We start from the raw sequence: 12,003 nt of genomic DNA, 5'->3' as shown, positions 1-12,003 counted from the left end.
TGGCTCTCGGCTTTAAGAGCGGCGATTTTACAATAAAAAAAGGCGCCATTCAGGCGCCATAAGCGGGGACATAGGATGGGGTGTTCAGATCGTGGACTCGGGCAACTCGTCCAGGTGCAGCTTGGCTACCTGCTCGCCAACCTCGCGAACTTCCAGCTTGCTGCGGGTGTTGCGTACAGTGAGGCTATACTCGACGTAGTGGACTTGGCCGGGCTTCAGTTTCAGTTCAGCAGCAGGGCTGTTGGGAAGGCTGGAGCCGAATTGTACGGTTCCGGCGTCGCGAGTAATGACTATTACCTCGCCAGTTGCGATGCGGCCCTCGTTACGGTGGTCAGCGCGGACGTCGACCTTGATGCCGTGGCTGCGGGCGTTTTTGTCAAAGCGATATACGATGAGAGCTGCCTCGCCGGTCGCTTCCGCGGCGGCAGCAGCGCTTTGAGCGAACGCCAGGCTCAAGGCAATGGCGACGGAAGTAATCAGGTGCTTCATTGGAACTCTCGTCGTGACTTGGTTGGAGATACGGGCTGAATCCGGCGTTTGGTTCACCTCCTGAAGTTTTTTTTTGGCGAGAGCCCAACACGAGCTGGACAGTGATCCGAATAGCGCCACAGGGCGTAGTCTGGACGTTAGCTGGAAGAATAATCATGCTAATCAACTTGTGGTATGTGGCCGAATGGGTCGACAAGGTAAAAGACCAGCCAGTGCGGGCCAAACTACTGGGACAAAATCTTGTGCTGTTTCGCGACAGCAAGGGGAAAGTTCACTGCCTGAGCGATGTCTATATTCATCGCGGTGGCGCACTGTCAGGTGGCTGGACCACCGAACACGACTGTGTGGTCTGTCCTTATCACGACTGGGAATTCGACCCGGAGGGCAAAGTACAATTGACGCCCTCCCGGGGTGAGGGCGGTGCGGTGCCTGAGCATGCGCGGATAGACGCATATCCCACGGAAGAACGCTACGGCATGATCTGGGTGTTCATGGGCGAACTGGACGAGGCTGATCGCTACCCCATCCCACCTTTCCCGGAATATGATGATCGGGATAACTGGCGCCCCATTTATACTGAGTTCACCTGGAATGCCGATGTCAACCGCGTGGTTGAGAACGGCATTGACATCGCCCATACGTCATTTGTCCATCCTGGCTTTGGCTATCGGGAAATGGCAGACAAGAACCACATCGTGAAAATCGAGCGCACGGAGTATTCCGGCAGTTCCTCGTGTGTGCTTTATCCGCCGCCCCTGGAAGGCGGCATGGGCATTAATCGCCTGTTCAGGAAGGACAAGGCAGCCACTCACGTGCCCCCCTTCGTTCTACCTGCCCGGGCATACCGTGCGCCTGCACATTGAGGTCAATTCCTGGATGTCGATGATTATTTTCGACTGTAATACGCCCATCGATGAAAACACCACCCGCTCGTTTGTGGTGCAGGTGCGCAACTTCTTCAAGTGGGGCATGTTCGACGGCGGCTCCGTAAAACGTACGCTGCGGGTGTTCCAGGAGGATGCCGACATCGTCGAGGCGCTGTCACCTCATTACTTGCCTGAGTCGCTCGAGAACGAAGTATCGGTAGAGCAGGACAAATTTACGGGTGCCTGGCGCAAGGTGCGCAAAGTGCACGTAGAGAAGCACGGTTGGAAGATCGACAGCAAGGCGATGGCATTGCATGAAGGGGAGAAGATATTCACGATTCCTTCACCGGCACGCCGTCGCAATCCCGAGTTGCGCCGGGCGCTGGAGACCGTGCCGTTGATTGAGCCCTCTAATCCGTCCTCAGGGCCCGATAATCTCGTCAGTATTAACGAGGGATAGTGCGCGCAGGCTGGCTTCGCTGGGCACGGCTCCAGCGCCACAGGGCAATGCCCATCCACAGCACGCTACAGCAGATAAACACCAGCGCATACTCACCATCGGGTGCGATTCCGCGGCCCCGGACCGTGAACCCTGTAAACGGCGAAAATGGTCAGAAAGCCAAACGGGAACATGGATCACTTCTCACCATGAATGGACACATAGGACGCCAGCGCTCCGTGGATGAGCACGAAGGTTTCCAACAGCCGGGTCCAGAGGCAGTTGCGGTGCGCCCTGGTGAAAAACAAGCTGCCCTGCAGCATTAGCATCAGGGCGTAGAGCGTGCCAGTAGGTGCCCTAACTGGTTTTCGATGGGGTGGAACCAGAATGGTAGATAACGGCCCAGACAGTGGTCGGCAAACGCTGCGATTGCGTAGATATATGGGCCTTGAAATACAGTAGCTAGAAATAACGTTTGGGTACATGGCAGAGTGGTCATACAGAGCCACGGATAGGTATGGTAGAAATGGGCGATTGGGTGTCCGTTCCGCGTAAAATTCTCACAAGTGCAGCGGGTTAGTTAGTATGCAGAGCTTAAGCAACAATGATTCTGGACCAAGTAGAATTTACGGCATCTTTATTGGACGCAGAAGCGGTAACTGCAGTACTGCAGGTTTGTATTAGCTAGTAGCTACAGGGCAGTGAGGCCGCTGATAACCGCCTGACACGATTCTGGGCAGTCGCTAGACTCGTTTCTGCAGTTCGGGCTCAACTTAGATTGCCTCGCCCTCTTCTCTTATCAGTAATACTGCCGAATGAATAAATGCATTGACCGCGTTCTTTTGATTAGCCTATGAAAACAGGGAATGACATGGATCTGAACAGAAAGAGCTTGGGTTTGGGTAACAAGCCGGCACTGGTGCTCGTGGATATGATCGAGGGCTTTACTAACCCGGAGTGTCCGCTGGGCTGTGACTGCCCCGATGTCGTTGCTGCCAACGCTGAACTGCTGGCTGTATTTCGCGGTGCGAACTTGCCAATCTTTTTTACAACGGTGGTGTTTTATAGTGACGACCAGGCACGGGTTTTTCGCGAGCGCGTGCCTGCACTGAATGTACTCACGCCGGACTCGCATTGGGTCAAGGTGGACCACAGGCTGGTCATGCGAGACGGAGAGGTGCTTGTCGAAAAGCAATGGGCGAGTGCCTTCCGCGGTACTGACATTGATGAGCAATTGCGTGCGCGCGGAGTCGACTCATTGGTTGTAACCGGTCTCAGCACCAGCGGCTGCGTGCGCGCAACTGCTGTGGACGGTTTGCAGCACGACTACCGTGTTGTAGTGGCCAAAGAGGCAGTTGGTGATCGAAATATGGAGGCCCACGCGGCAAATTTGTTCGACATGCACGCCAAGTATGCGGACGTGCTGCCGATGAGTGATGTGCTCTCCGATATTGATAAGAGGACTGAGTGACATGTTTGCATCGATCGTCGTTGCCAACAGGCAAGTGGCTAGGTTTCTACCTAATCTAGTGTTTTGATTTCGACAACGTTACCTCGCCACTGCTATGCCTCTTTGCAGCTGAGACAGATATGGGACTGATCTCAGCCAATCAAGAGAATATCAGCCTTAATCGCTGCTGGTAGCAGCAAGCGCCCTATAAAGATTGGAGAGCATATGTTGTTATAAATACCGCGTTAATAGGCGCAATCTTATACCTTATGTCGGTTAGTCGGTAGACATTGCCTCGCCGGTCCCGCATTTTGGATTCTTAATTCGGCGCGTACGGTGCGCTTTCTTAGTAATATTCGTCTGATAAATATTTAACGCTTGGACGATAAGGGATTGAAAATGAAGAAACACAATATAGGCAAGCTCGGTATCTGGAGCTGGATGGACAACAATAATTTCGATGAGTGCCGGGCGTTCGCTCAGCGCGCAGAGAGTCAAGGCTACGGTGCCATATGGGTCCCAGATGCCGTAGGTAGAGATCCCTTTGTCACTTTGTCGGTTATAGCAGAAGCCACTGAAACGCTCTGCGTTGCCACCGGCATCGTCAACCTATATGGCCGTGATGCGATGGCGATGAAGGCGTCCCGCAATTCGCTAGACGAGTTGAGCGGCGGCCGTCTGATTCTAGGCATCGGAGTTTCGCACGCGGAGATGGTGGGCGGTCTCCGCCAACAGGAATACGGTAAACCCCTGACGACCATGCGCAACTATCTGCAGCGTATGGAGGAGGCCATGTATATGGGCCCCCAGCCTGAAAAGCAGGGCCTGCTGGTACTGGCAGCGCTGCGCGAAAAAATGCTGGGGCTTTCAGGTAGCAATGCAGATGGCGCACACCCGTACTTTGTAACGCCAGAGCATACCGCCCGGGCCCGCAGTATTCTCGGTCCAGATAAGTTTCTCGCGCCCGAGCAGAAAGTGCTGCTAGAAACCGACGCTACCAAGGCCCGCGAAATCGCCCGCGGCGCGATGGCGATGTATCTCGGTCTGCCGAATTACCGCAATAATTTGCTCACTCTGGGCTTTGAAGAGGCCGACTTTGAAGATGGCGGTAGTGATCGACTGGTTGACGCGATTGTCGCGTGGGGTGACGAAACTGCCATCATGAAGCGTATTGAATCGCACTGGGAGAATGGCGCGGACCACGTGTGTATTCAGGCCCTGCGCAAAGACGGCGTCAATGGTTTTGACCCCGTGGCCATCGACGCCCTGGCGCCGGACTAAGGCTGCCGTGGCCCTCAGAACAGTAAGAGTATTAATACGCAACCGGAGATGAGGGCCATCCCTATCCATTCCCTTCTCGACAACGTTTCTCCAAACCAGAACCTTCCCATTAACAGCGCGAAAAGTAATTCAACCTGACCCAGGGCGCGGACCAGCGCCGCGTCCTGAAGTGTCACAGCGGTATACCAGCCTATGGATCCCATCACACTGCTAACGCCAATAAACAGGCCCAGCTTCCACTCGCTGGCAAGTCGGCGGAGTTGTTGGCGTTCCTTGATGATGAGATGGACAATGCAAGCTGCGGTCTGTAGTGACACCGCGTAGACCAGCGTAATGGCGGCGCTCTCTATCGCAGTGCCCGTCAGTGAAGTGCTGGCCGCCCGCAGCCACAGAGAAGTGAGCGCAAACCCCAGCCCGGCCAGCAAGCCGAGGCTAAGGCTCTGTGGCTCAATTTCCAGCCGGCTGCCGGGAATGGCCAGCACCAGAACACCGGCGCTGCCCACCAGTACTGCCAGCCAGCCGGCGCCAGTCAGAGTGGCGGAGAAGAACACAGCTCCCAGCACGGCTGTTAGAATGACCTCCGTCTTGGAAAACACTGTGCCAATGGCAAAGTTGCGCAGATTTAGCAGACGGATGAGCCAGTAAGTCGCCAATATCTGGGCCATGCCGGCCATGACCGCATAGCCAAGGAACGTGCTATTGGCCAGTGCCAAGCGGGTCGCCGCTCGTGGCTCAGCTGAGGCGATTGTGAACAGATAGAGCAGGGCGAACGGTAGGCCAAACAGATAGCGTGCGGTCGTGGCGGCCATGGGAGTCAGGCTGCCTGCCATACGTTTCTGGCCTGCAGTGCGGACGGTTTGCATTACCGCTGCGAGCAAGGTGAATCCTACCCATACATCCATGTACTGTTCCTCAGTGAAGAATAGGGTCATTCTGGCCAATTGGTCGCCGCTGTGACAATGAAAAGAAGTTATCTGGCGTATTCCGGTATCGACTGGCAGTGGGGTGCTGCGACACCATCATCCGTAGTCGTCCAGAACTCGTATACTTGCGCAGACGAATAACAATGCGAGAATCAGGGAGAGACCCATGAAAAGACTGGCTGCCACTTTAGCAATCGCTCTTGCTTTGCCACTGGCCGCAGAAGAAACCGGCATGATTAATCTAGAGTTCAACGGTTTGGCGAACGCATCTGGCTCACTCTATATCGGCTTTTACGATTCAAGGGACACCTGGCTCGGTGATGCCACCGTAACGAACCTGGTGCTGGATGTCGAGCAATCACGCGAGGGGGAGTTGGTGAAGGGCAACATTGAGCTACCCGTAGGCGAGTACGCATTTTCCCTCTATTTCGACGCCAATGGCAACGGCGAGATGGATACCAACTTTATTGGCATACCCAAGGAACCTGTGGCCATGTCTAACAACGCCAAGGTGCGCTTCGGGCCGCCCGATTACGAAGACGCCGTATTCATCCTCACCGCAGAGGGCGTTACTCAGAATATTATGGTCGTAACCTTAGACTGATCAGGCGTTAAGTGGGGCTATGCCCACCACGCACGCAGTCACCGGTAATGAACCCGATGGTATGATCTGCGCCTTCTTCTTCCAATCCTGATAGCTCCACTCAGGCACCGCGCGGCGGGCTGGCCCTGGCTGTTTCTTAGCGCTGTGGATTTTCCTGGTAAATGCTGCAACGGGCGCCCAGCCCTGGGGATTCTTGGTCGGCAACTTCGCTGAACTGGTCTTCGCAGTGTCGCTGCTGGCCACGCAGCGGTAGTTCTTCGCATTGCTGGCTTGATTCTCACTGCGCCCGCCCCATTAAGTAGTGCAGGCAGAAAAAGGGATGCAGACTTATGAGCACAGAATTTCACCTCGCACAGTTTAATATCGCTCGTGCCCTGGGCACCATGGACGAGCCGGTGATGCGCGAGTTTGCCGAGAACCTCGAGCGCATTAACGGCCTCGCCGATGCCAACCCGGAATTTGTCTGGCGCCTGCAGAGTGAGCAGGGCGATGCTACCGACATCCTCGCTTACGAGGATGAGTCTCTGCTGGTGAATATGTCTGTGTGGCAGTCTCTGGATGCATTGCGCGACTATGTTTATGCCAGTGAACACCTCGATTTCCTGAAGAAAAAGAAGCACTGGTTCGAGAAAGTGGAGGGTCCCAGCCTGGTGCTTTGGTGGATCCCGGCGGGCACTTTGCCCTGTATAGAGGACGGCAAACAAGCCCTGGAACATTTGCGCGTTCACGGCTCCTCGCCGCGTGGTTTTACCTTTGCCAATCCCGAACCGAAACCGACCGCTGATTGAAAGCGTTTCGTCGGTCACAGGTCTGTACTAAGCTTGCGGAGACACCGATAGCAGGAGATCCGTAATGCAGGCACAAGGGAATGAGGGGATTGGAGGCAGCGTCATTGCTGGTACGGTGCTGCTGTCTGTTGGCTATGCCGTCCTCCGCTACCATATCGCGGGTGATGTCCTCTGGGGCGAGTTCTCGATGTTCATTCTGAACAAGGGCCTGTGCCTGGCCGCATTTATACTGCTGGCATTCAATTTTGCGTTGGGGCCTGCACGCAACCTGGGCCTGCCCGTGCCGGACAAGTGGCTGGCCGCGCGCAAGGCCTTCGGCATGACCGGTTTCCTGCTGATACTGATACACACCTTGATCAGCTTTATGTTGTTTTCCACGGCCTACTACGGCAAGTTCTTCAGCCCCGACGGCACGCTGACGCCGGTGGCGAGCCTGAGTATGCTGGCGGGTGTTCTCGGCTTTGTGGTGCTGTGGGCCTATAACCTGAGTTTCCAGACCAAGTTGAGCGAGGATGTCGCGTTTATCGCGTTTATTACCTCGCGGCGCTTCCTGATTTACGCGTTGACGCTGGGCGGCTTGCACCTGCTGTTCATGGGCTATTCCGGTTGGCTCAATCCCTCGGGCTGGCACGGCGGCCTGCCGCCGATCAGTTTGGTTGCATTTGTCGTGTTCGTCATTGGATACACTCTGAATTTACTGGGTAGAGAATAGGCCAATGCTGGAACTGCGCCCCAACTGCGAATGCTGTGACAGGGACCTGCCGCCGGACTCGACCGAGGCAATGATCTGCACCTATGAATGCACATTCTGTCGCCGCTGTGTTGATGAGATACTCGACAACGTGTGTCCCAACTGCGGCGGTGGTTTCAGTGCCAGGCCGATCAGGCCGCAAACCGCAAGGCGGCCCGGTGTCAGCCTCGAGCATCAGCCTGCCTCGGCCAGGCGGGTGAGTACCCGTTACTCCATCGATGAACTTCGCGAATTCTCCGCCACGGCCAAGCACATCCCTCCCGAGTCGCGATGACCTCGCATTGTTCTTCGCGCCTATTTGAAGGGTGATTCGCTCAGTGACTTTCTAGCGANCGCCCCGCCGGTCCATCCTGTAGGTGTTGGGCGTTGTCCCTACGTTCCGTCGAAACGCGCGCCGAAAATTTGCCGCGTCCTGGTAGCCCAGTGCCGCAGCGATGCTCTCAACGCTGTCGTCGGTGTGCTCCAGGTAGAGTTTGCCCCAGTGGGCGAGCGCCGCTGATTTTAACTGGCGGTAGCTGCTGCCCTCCTGCAGTAGGCGTCGATTGAGGGTGCGTTGCGATACGTGCAGGCTAGCGGCCACTGCCTCGAGATCGGGAAGTGGCGGTTCCCCGCTGCGTAACTGGGCGCTGATATGGCGTGTGAAGGNGCCGTCAATGGATTTGCTTTGTTCTGCCAGCAGACGCGACAGGTCCAGTTGCGCCTGCTGCCACATCTCGGCGTGGAAGTAGGGCGAGGGCCTGTCCAGCCAGTAGCGGGGTAAGTGGACCTGGTTGCGCGCTGCGTCGAAACTCAGCTCACCGTGCAGCGCCGCCTGATAATCCTCGAGATTGTCGGGTGTGGGGTATGCGAATTCATAGTGCGCATCGACCAGCGTTTCGCCCACCGTGGTCTCTATATACTGCTGCAGCAGCATTACCGTTGTTTCGGTGTGGAAGTATTCCAGTGTGCCGGTGTCTTCGCGATAAATGATGCCCAGGGTCACGCCGGTCGGCGAAGTGCTGATATCGAAGTCGATATAGCTGATATGCACTCGCGTAAAACTCTCCAGCAATCGCAGGCCCTCGCGCACTGACGGTGCAATGTTCATGGCGGCCCCCAGTGGCCCGAGCACCGAGGTGTGGGCATTGCGGCCCAGCATCAATCCCAGGCGGTTGTCGGGTGCGAGCGCCTGACCGGTGCGCAGAATATGCAGAAAGTCGTCGAGCGAGATGTCACCGCCCTCAAGCAATGTCTGCCGACTCAGGCCCATGCCAATGAAGAGTGGGCTGGGGTCGATGTCGTGCTGCTCGAGGTCCCGCAGGACCAGGCGAGCATAAACGGGACTGATCGTATCCATTGTGCAAAACTCGATATTTTGGCGGATTATGACACCATAATGGCGATAACTGCACTGCTCAATTTTTATGCGAACAGCCATAGTGACACTTCGTTGAATACGGTCGGAGACGAGCGATGAGCAAGGCGGACACGCTGGACCAGCAGGCATTGCAAAGTGCCAAGCGCTACATGGGCGAGGTGGCCTGGCCCACGATAATCCTCGGGTTGAGCCTGGGGGCAGGGTACCTGGCGATTCTGGCCGGCAGCCTGACTGGACAACTGCCACTGTGGGCAGCGGTGCCGCTGATGGCGAGCGTGACTTACCTGAGCTACACCGTATTGCATGAGGCTGTTCACGGCTCGATTAGCGGCAGTCACCCCTCACTGCGTTGGATCAATGAGTCTCTGGGGTATATGGCCGCCTGGATTCTCATGACGCCGCTTACTGCCCATCGGCATGAGCATCTGGCTCATCATCGCCATACCAACAGCGCCGGGGAGGACCCTGACTTTGACGTCAGCAAGATACGCAACGCCCCGGTTGACGCTGCGCTGGCAGCGCTCAATGTTGCCAGGGGACAGTACACCTACTACGTCAGACACCGCTGGTCTCGTGCTCAGGGTAAGCAAAACCTGTACTTCTGCCTGGAGATAGCGGCCGCGGTGCTGCCGAGGCTTGGCCTATTGGTCGCCGGCTATTGGCAGGAAGTGGTGTTGCTCATGGGCATTGCCTGGCTGATTGGGTTTGCCATCGTGTTATACCTGTTCGCTTACCTGGTGCATCGGCCGCACCGCGATGTTGGTCGCTATGTCGACACCTCCACCATTCTGGTACCGGGGCGGCTACACAAACTGGTGACCTGGCTGTGGGTGTTCCAGAACTATCATTCGATTCACCATCTATTCTCGCGTGTGCCGTTTTATCACTACGTGCGCTTGTTCGACGAAATCGAGCCGATCATGCGCGCCAAGGGGGCACCCATTTATCAGCTTACGGTTCGGGGAATGGTGGCGTCCTCACGCGAGCCTGAAGCCGCTGCCGCCGGATAGGCCAACTCAGTCGGTCTGTGGAGAATCCTCAGCCGTTCGAGGGTCGCCGATCAGGCTGCCAATTTCCTCGTCGGCTTGAACGTGGAGTATGACGCGATAGAGAATGCCGGCAGCGGAACCATTGAGCAGTGCGTCGGCAATGATCTCATCGGTGTCGACGGCCTCGGCGTTGGTCAGTAGCTTGCAGAAGGCGCGGGAAAAGTTTGCGGAATGACGTGCGCGAATATCCGTGCCAAAAAAGATGTCCTGTAGCGCGCCGTCTACGTCCCGGTTCTCCACGGCCAGTCTAATCATTTTCCGTACGAACCAGCTGGGGTCAGAGGCGGCCGCGTGATTGCGTTGTTCGGCAAACTCCTCGCCGGTGATTTCGCCCGTCCCGGTGGGGCCACACACGGACATGTAGTGGAACCCCGCGATCGAGCCCAACTGTGATTGCACCATGTCATGCAGTTTGAAATAGGAATCGCGCTGGGAGTGTACTTCCAGCCGGCGGGCACTGCGCTCCTGAATCGAGATTGCCCGGGTATTTGCCGTAATCTCTTTCTGTTGCATGAAATGGCCGATCACCAGCCACAAAAAGGCCAGGGGCGCGAAGGCACCTTCCAGAAAGCTACCGATGTCTGCCGTGGGCAGGGTCAGGAAGTTATTCCAGCCAACAATGCCCAGCAGGTAGAACAGGCCGGCGGTGATCCAGGTGGTAGTGACACCCAGACCAAAGGCGATTCGCCAATCCATGCAGTGTTATAAAACGGTCAACCAGATCGCGTGGATGATGCCTGGCAGGTAGAGAAAGATGCAGAGGACAATGTTGATGATCAGGTCCGAGCCGGCGCCTTTTTTCAAGAACACGGCCAGGGGGGGAAGCAGGATAGAAACGATCAGGGCGACGATCTTGTTGTCCATGCGTAGGTCCTCATTGGTATTGTTATGGAACGCTGTCGTGTCACTATAGAAGATAGCGGTCTGCCTCGCCAGTGCAGTGCAGTTTATTGAGTCTGGGTCGACTCTCCCGCATTTGTTTCAGGTACTCAGAGGGCGCGGCGGCAGATCGGCTGGTGTGTCGATGTCGCGCACAATACCCGGGTCGTCCAGAGGTATTTTGATCAGCGCGGCAGCCTGCTGCTCGATAACTCTCCGCGCTCCGACATCGCCGCGTAGGGCCGTCAGGGCGGGGAAAAAATGCTTTGAGAAACCCACCGGGTGTCCCGGGCGCTCGTGATACATGGGCTGGCAAATCGTCTCAGGCATGATTGCCCGGGCGATGGTGCAAAAAGTTGCAGGCTGAATCTCAGGCATGTCTGCCAAGGCGATCAGCACCGCGTCCCAGGGCGGTAGCTGGACGATACCCTGGGCCAGACTGTGTCCCATGCCTAAGTCTGCTTCTGTGCAGACCAGCGCCTGTGCGCCATGCGCAGTAGCAAGGGATTCCTCTCCCGGGCGTACGCATACCGCCACCGGCAGGCCGCTGCCAAGGGCGTTTTGCAATGATTGCCGGAGCAAGGTATTGCCCGAGGGCAGCTGGGCTGTGCGTTTGTCCGAGCCGAAGCGGCGTGACTGGCCAGCGGCCAGCATTAAGATTCCGATACGCATCAACAAAAAAGCCCCGCATTGGCGGGGCTTTCAAGATGCGATTGCAGGGCGATCAACGCTCCAGCAGCTCCAACTTGTTGGGCTTGCCGGCCCATTCTTCGGCGTCGGCCGGGGCTTCTTTCATCTCGGTAATATTGGGCCACACCTCGGCGAGCTCGGCGTTGAGCTCCAGGAATACCTGCTGATCTTCGGGGAGTTCGTCCTCTGAGAAGATGGCATCGATTGGGCACTCGGGTTCACACAGAGCGCAGTCAATACACTCATCGGGGTGAATCACCAGAAAGTTGGGGCCTTCGTAGAAACAATCTACCGGGCAGACCTCCACACAGTCCGTGTGCTTACATTTAATACAATCTTCACCTACAACAAATGTCATTCCAAAAACGCCTCTTGATCCTGGGGGCTAACTAGCGGGCGTTAGTTTACCCGCAAGAATTGATGATTTGAAGGTGTAT

Annotated in this window: 16 protein-coding genes; 9 read left to right on the top strand and 7 right to left on the bottom strand. The window is 56.3% G+C overall.

Annotation, left to right across the window (positions count from 1 at the left end):
• Positions 1-84 precede the first annotated feature (84 nt).
• Positions 85-489, bottom strand: coding sequence for a hypothetical protein (locus A3709_RS07505; RefSeq protein WP_066052436.1), 405 nt, complete (start codon positions 487-489; stop codon positions 85-87).
• A gap of 155 nt (positions 490-644) precedes the next feature.
• Between A3709_RS07505 and A3709_RS24475 the strand changes: the two genes are divergently transcribed.
• The 4 genes from A3709_RS24475 (at position 645) to A3709_RS07490 (ending at position 4,525) form a co-directional block, all read left to right on the top strand.
• Positions 645-1,352 (top strand): Rieske 2Fe-2S domain-containing protein, encoded by a 708-nt coding sequence (locus A3709_RS24475; protein ID WP_231871122.1) that lies wholly within the window; start codon positions 645-647, stop codon positions 1,350-1,352.
• 13 nt (positions 1,353-1,365) lie between these two features.
• Positions 1,366-1,815 (top strand): hypothetical protein, encoded by a 450-nt coding sequence (locus A3709_RS24470; protein WP_231871121.1) that lies wholly within the window; start codon positions 1,366-1,368, stop codon positions 1,813-1,815.
• 850 nt (positions 1,816-2,665) lie between these two features.
• Entirely contained in the window at positions 2,666-3,265 is a 600-nt protein-coding gene (locus A3709_RS07495) for an isochorismatase family protein (RefSeq protein ID WP_066052433.1), read from the top strand.
• Positions 3,266-3,643: 378 nt separating this feature from the next.
• Positions 3,644-4,525 carry a TIGR03620 family F420-dependent LLM class oxidoreductase gene (locus A3709_RS07490; RefSeq protein WP_066052430.1) on the top strand — a complete coding sequence of 294 codons (882 nt, stop codon included), beginning with the start codon at positions 3,644-3,646 and terminating at the stop codon, positions 4,523-4,525.
• Between the two features lie 14 nt (positions 4,526-4,539).
• Here A3709_RS07490 and A3709_RS07485 read toward each other — a convergent pair whose 3' ends face one another.
• A complete protein-coding gene (locus A3709_RS07485) occupies positions 4,540-5,427 on the bottom strand; it encodes a DMT family transporter (RefSeq protein ID WP_066052627.1) in 888 nt (295 codons plus the stop codon).
• 187 nt (positions 5,428-5,614) lie between these two features.
• On the opposite strand from A3709_RS07485, the gene A3709_RS07480 reads away from it, so the two are divergent.
• The 4 genes from A3709_RS07480 to A3709_RS07460 all read left to right on the top strand — a co-directional run bounded on the left by A3709_RS07480 (position 5,615) and on the right by A3709_RS07460 (position 7,865).
• Positions 5,615-6,052: a DUF2141 domain-containing protein gene (locus A3709_RS07480; RefSeq protein WP_066052427.1), complete on the top strand. Its 438-nt coding sequence runs from the start codon at positions 5,615-5,617 to the stop codon at positions 6,050-6,052.
• Between the two features lie 329 nt (positions 6,053-6,381).
• Positions 6,382-6,840, top strand: coding sequence for a DUF3291 domain-containing protein (locus A3709_RS07470; protein WP_066052422.1), 459 nt, complete (start codon positions 6,382-6,384; stop codon positions 6,838-6,840).
• A gap of 64 nt (positions 6,841-6,904) precedes the next feature.
• Positions 6,905-7,552: a hypothetical protein gene (locus tag A3709_RS07465; protein ID WP_066052419.1), complete on the top strand. Its 648-nt coding sequence runs from the start codon at positions 6,905-6,907 to the stop codon at positions 7,550-7,552.
• Between the two features lie 4 nt (positions 7,553-7,556).
• The gene (locus tag A3709_RS07460) at positions 7,557-7,865 is read left to right on the top strand and encodes a DUF1272 domain-containing protein (protein ID WP_066052416.1); all 309 of its coding nucleotides are present in this window, start codon (positions 7,557-7,559) and stop codon (positions 7,863-7,865) included.
• Positions 7,866-7,916: 51 nt separating this feature from the next.
• Here A3709_RS07460 and A3709_RS07455 read toward each other — a convergent pair whose 3' ends face one another.
• Positions 7,917-8,927 (bottom strand): AraC family transcriptional regulator, encoded by a 1,011-nt coding sequence (locus tag A3709_RS07455; RefSeq protein WP_197484112.1) that lies wholly within the window; start codon positions 8,925-8,927, stop codon positions 7,917-7,919.
• A gap of 116 nt (positions 8,928-9,043) precedes the next feature.
• Between A3709_RS07455 and A3709_RS07450 the strand changes: the two genes are divergently transcribed.
• On the top strand, positions 9,044-9,958 hold the full coding sequence (locus tag A3709_RS07450) for a fatty acid desaturase (protein ID WP_066052410.1): 915 nt from the start codon (positions 9,044-9,046) through the stop codon (positions 9,956-9,958).
• 6 nt (positions 9,959-9,964) lie between these two features.
• Here the strand turns inward: A3709_RS07450 and A3709_RS07445 are convergent, their stop codons facing one another.
• The 4 genes from A3709_RS07445 to fdxA form a co-directional block, all read right to left on the bottom strand.
• Positions 9,965-10,693: a hypothetical protein gene (locus tag A3709_RS07445; RefSeq protein WP_066052407.1), complete on the bottom strand. Its 729-nt coding sequence runs from the start codon at positions 10,691-10,693 to the stop codon at positions 9,965-9,967.
• A 6-nt stretch (positions 10,694-10,699) separates the two neighbouring features.
• On the bottom strand, positions 10,700-10,861 hold the full coding sequence (locus A3709_RS22520; RefSeq protein WP_082849972.1) for a YqaE/Pmp3 family membrane protein: 162 nt from the start codon (positions 10,859-10,861) through the stop codon (positions 10,700-10,702).
• Positions 10,862-10,978: 117 nt separating this feature from the next.
• Positions 10,979-11,548: an NTP transferase domain-containing protein gene (locus A3709_RS07440; protein WP_066052404.1), complete on the bottom strand. Its 570-nt coding sequence runs from the start codon at positions 11,546-11,548 to the stop codon at positions 10,979-10,981.
• A gap of 52 nt (positions 11,549-11,600) precedes the next feature.
• Positions 11,601-11,924: a ferredoxin FdxA gene (fdxA, locus tag A3709_RS07435; protein ID WP_066052401.1), complete on the bottom strand. Its 324-nt coding sequence runs from the start codon at positions 11,922-11,924 to the stop codon at positions 11,601-11,603.
• Between the last annotated feature and the right edge of the window lie 79 nt (positions 11,925-12,003).

Origin of the sequence: Halioglobus sp. HI00S01 (assembly GCF_001635445.1) — a bacterium.
Lineage (GTDB): Bacteria > Pseudomonadota > Gammaproteobacteria > Pseudomonadales > Halieaceae > Halioglobus > Halioglobus japonicus.
The sequence above is the reverse complement of the archived record's forward strand: the minus strand, read 5'-3'. Positions and strand labels throughout refer to the sequence as shown.

What these genes read in the sequence shown, in the direction of transcription:
- A3709_RS07460 (WP_066052416.1), top strand. Translation starts at nt 7,557, where the DNA reads ATGCTGGAACTGCGCCCCAACTGCGAATGCTGTGACAGGGACCTGCCG.
- A3709_RS07495 (WP_066052433.1), top strand. Translation starts at nt 2,666, where the DNA reads ATGGATCTGAACAGAAAGAGCTTGGGTTTGGGTAACAAGCCGGCACTG.
- A3709_RS07465 (WP_066052419.1), top strand. Translation starts at nt 6,905, where the DNA reads ATGCAGGCACAAGGGAATGAGGGGATTGGAGGCAGCGTCATTGCTGGT.
- A3709_RS07485 (WP_066052627.1), bottom strand. Translation starts at nt 5,427, where the DNA reads ATGGATGTATGGGTAGGATTCACCTTGCTCGCAGCGGTAATGCAAACC.
- A3709_RS07470 (WP_066052422.1), top strand. Translation starts at nt 6,382, where the DNA reads ATGAGCACAGAATTTCACCTCGCACAGTTTAATATCGCTCGTGCCCTG.
- A3709_RS24470 (WP_231871121.1), top strand. Translation starts at nt 1,366, where the DNA reads ATGTCGATGATTATTTTCGACTGTAATACGCCCATCGATGAAAACACC.
- A3709_RS07445 (WP_066052407.1), bottom strand. Translation starts at nt 10,693, where the DNA reads ATGGATTGGCGAATCGCCTTTGGTCTGGGTGTCACTACCACCTGGATC.
- A3709_RS07480 (WP_066052427.1), top strand. Translation starts at nt 5,615, where the DNA reads ATGAAAAGACTGGCTGCCACTTTAGCAATCGCTCTTGCTTTGCCACTG.
- A3709_RS07490 (WP_066052430.1), top strand. Translation starts at nt 3,644, where the DNA reads ATGAAGAAACACAATATAGGCAAGCTCGGTATCTGGAGCTGGATGGAC.
- A3709_RS07440 (WP_066052404.1), bottom strand. Translation starts at nt 11,548, where the DNA reads ATGCGTATCGGAATCTTAATGCTGGCCGCTGGCCAGTCACGCCGCTTC.
- fdxA (WP_066052401.1), bottom strand. Translation starts at nt 11,924, where the DNA reads ATGACATTTGTTGTAGGTGAAGATTGTATTAAATGTAAGCACACGGAC.
- A3709_RS07505 (WP_066052436.1), bottom strand. Translation starts at nt 489, where the DNA reads ATGAAGCACCTGATTACTTCCGTCGCCATTGCCTTGAGCCTGGCGTTC.
- A3709_RS24475 (WP_231871122.1), top strand. Translation starts at nt 645, where the DNA reads ATGCTAATCAACTTGTGGTATGTGGCCGAATGGGTCGACAAGGTAAAA.
- A3709_RS07450 (WP_066052410.1), top strand. Translation starts at nt 9,044, where the DNA reads ATGAGCAAGGCGGACACGCTGGACCAGCAGGCATTGCAAAGTGCCAAG.
- A3709_RS22520 (WP_082849972.1), bottom strand. Translation starts at nt 10,861, where the DNA reads ATGGACAACAAGATCGTCGCCCTGATCGTTTCTATCCTGCTTCCCCCC.